The 2,186-nt window shown below is 73.7% G+C and carries 1 protein-coding gene and 1 pseudogene; both read right to left on the reverse strand.

Going from position 1 to position 2,186, the window contains the following annotated elements; all coding sequences use genetic code 11:
- Positions 1-5: 5 nt before the first annotated feature.
- Entirely contained in the window at positions 6-1,079 is a 1,074-nt protein-coding gene (locus ACTUAL_RS22325; RefSeq protein ID WP_440901614.1) for an acetate/propionate family kinase, read from the reverse strand.
- Positions 1,079-2,186: pseudogene (locus tag ACTUAL_RS22330) on the reverse strand (phosphoketolase); the annotation flags it as partial. The pseudogene ACTUAL_RS22330 and the gene ACTUAL_RS22325, both read right to left, overlap by 1 nt.

A 2,186-nucleotide genomic window follows, 5' to 3' on the forward strand; every position in this document is an offset into this window, starting at 1 on the left:
GGGTGTCACAGCGCGGAGCGCGTCTGCGCGGCGATCTCCACGTCCTCGCCCGCCGCCAGCACCCACACGCCGACCGCGGACCCGTCGCCGCTGATCCGCGCGTCCGGGGCGCACCCCGCGTTCCGGCCCGGATCGAGCCGCACGCCGAGGAACCCCAGCCCTCCCGCGACCCGCTCGCGCAGGGCCGCGTCGTTCTCCCCCGCCCCGCCGGTGAACACCAGCAGGTCGAGCCCGCCCAGCGAGGCGGCCATCGCGGCGATCCCCTGCCGCAGCCGGTGCTCGTACACCTCCAGCGCCAGCCGCGCCTCGGGCGAACCACCGGCCGCCGCCGCGCGCACGTCCCGCAGGTCGTCGCCGACGCCGCTGAGCCCGGCCAGCCCGGAGCGGTGCTCCAGCCCGTCCGCGACCTCGTCCGCGCTCAGCCCGCCCCGCCGCTGCAACCACAGCAGCAGGCCGGGGTCGACGTCGCCGCTGCGCGTGCCCATGACGAGCCCGGCCAGCGGCGTGAACCCCATCGTCGTGTCCACCGACCGCCCGCCGCGCACCGCCGACAGCGAGCACCCGGACCCCAGGTGCGCCACCACGACCCGCTCGCCGCCGCCGGCCAGCTCGCGCGCCCGCCGGTCGGCGTAGGCGTGCGAGAGCCCGTGGAAGCCGTACCTGCGCAGCCCCCACCGCTCCCGCCACTCGGGCGGCAGCGGGTAGGTGGCCGCGTGCTCCGGCAGGGAGGCGTGGAACGCGGTGTCGAAGCACGCCACGTGCGGCACGTCCGGCAGCAGCTCGCGCACCGCGTCCACGCCGTCGAGCGCGCGCGGCTGGTGCAGGGGCGCGAGCGGGACCAGCTCGGCCAGCCCTGCCCGCACCCCCTCGTCGATCAGGGTGGGCCCGGTGAACCGGGACCCGCCGTGCACGACGCGGTGGCCGACCGCGTGCACCTCGGGACCGCCGTCGAGGAGGTCGCCGAAGTGCCCGCGCCCGTCCCAGCGCTCCACGTCGTGCTCCACCAGCACCTCGTCGGCGGGGCCGAGGACGCGCAGCTTCAGGCTGGACGAGCCCGCGTTGACCACCAGCACGTTCATCAGGACCGCCAGCTCCAGTCCCGCACCTCGGGCAGGTCCTCGCCGTGCTCCCGGATCCACCCGTGGTGCCGGGTGCGCTGGTCGGTCATCAGCTGGCGCAGCCGGGCGGTGCGCGGCCCGAGGCCCGGCACCCGGTCGATCACGTCCATGACCAGCCGGTAGCGGTCCATGTCGTTGAGCACCAGCATGTCGAACGGCGTGGTGGTGGTGCCCTCCTCCTTGTACCCGCGCACGTGGATGTTGTGGTGGTTGGTGCGCCGGTAGGTCAGGCGGTGGATCAGCCACGGGTAGCCGTGGTAGGCGAACAGCACGGGCCGGTCGGTGGTGAAGATCGCGTCGAACTCGCGGTCCGACAGGCCGTGCGGGTGCTCGCTCTCCGGCTGCAACCGCATCAGGTCGACCACGTTGACCACGCGGACCCGCAGCGACGGCAGGTGCTCGCGCAGCAGGGACACCGCGGCCATCACCTCGACCGTGGGGGCGTCGCCGGCGCAGGCCATGACCACGTCCGGCTCCTCCACGCCGTCGTCGTTGCTCGCCCACTCCCAGATGCCCAGGCCCCTGGCGCAGTGCAGCGCCGCCTCCTGCGGGCCGAGCCAGTCCGGGGTCTGGTTCTTGCCCGCCACCACCACGTTCACGTAGTCGCGGCTGCGCAGGCAGTGGTCCGCGACCGACAGGAGGGTGTTGGTGTCCGGCGGCAGGTAGACGCGGACGACCTCGGCCTTCTTGTTCATGACGTGGTCGATGAAGCCTGGGTCCTGGTGGGAGAACCCGTTGTGGTCCTGGCGCCACACGTGCGAGCTGAGCAGGTAGTTCAGCGACGCGATCGGGCGGCGCCAGCCGAGCTTGCGGTGCGTGCCCAACCACTTGGCGTGCTGGTTGAACATCGAGTCGACGATGTGCGTGAACGCCTCGTAGCAGTTGAACAGGCCGTGCCGCCCGGTGAGCAGGTAGCCCTCCAGGAAGCCCTGGCACAGGTGCTCGGACAGCACCTCCAGCACCCGCCCGCCGGGCGCGACGTGCTCGGCGGTGTCCGGCAGCGGCCAGGTGAAGCCCCGGTCGGTGGCGTCCAGGACGGCGCCGAGCTTGTTGGACTCCAGCTCGTCG

Source organism: Actinosynnema sp., from assembly GCF_052038725.1.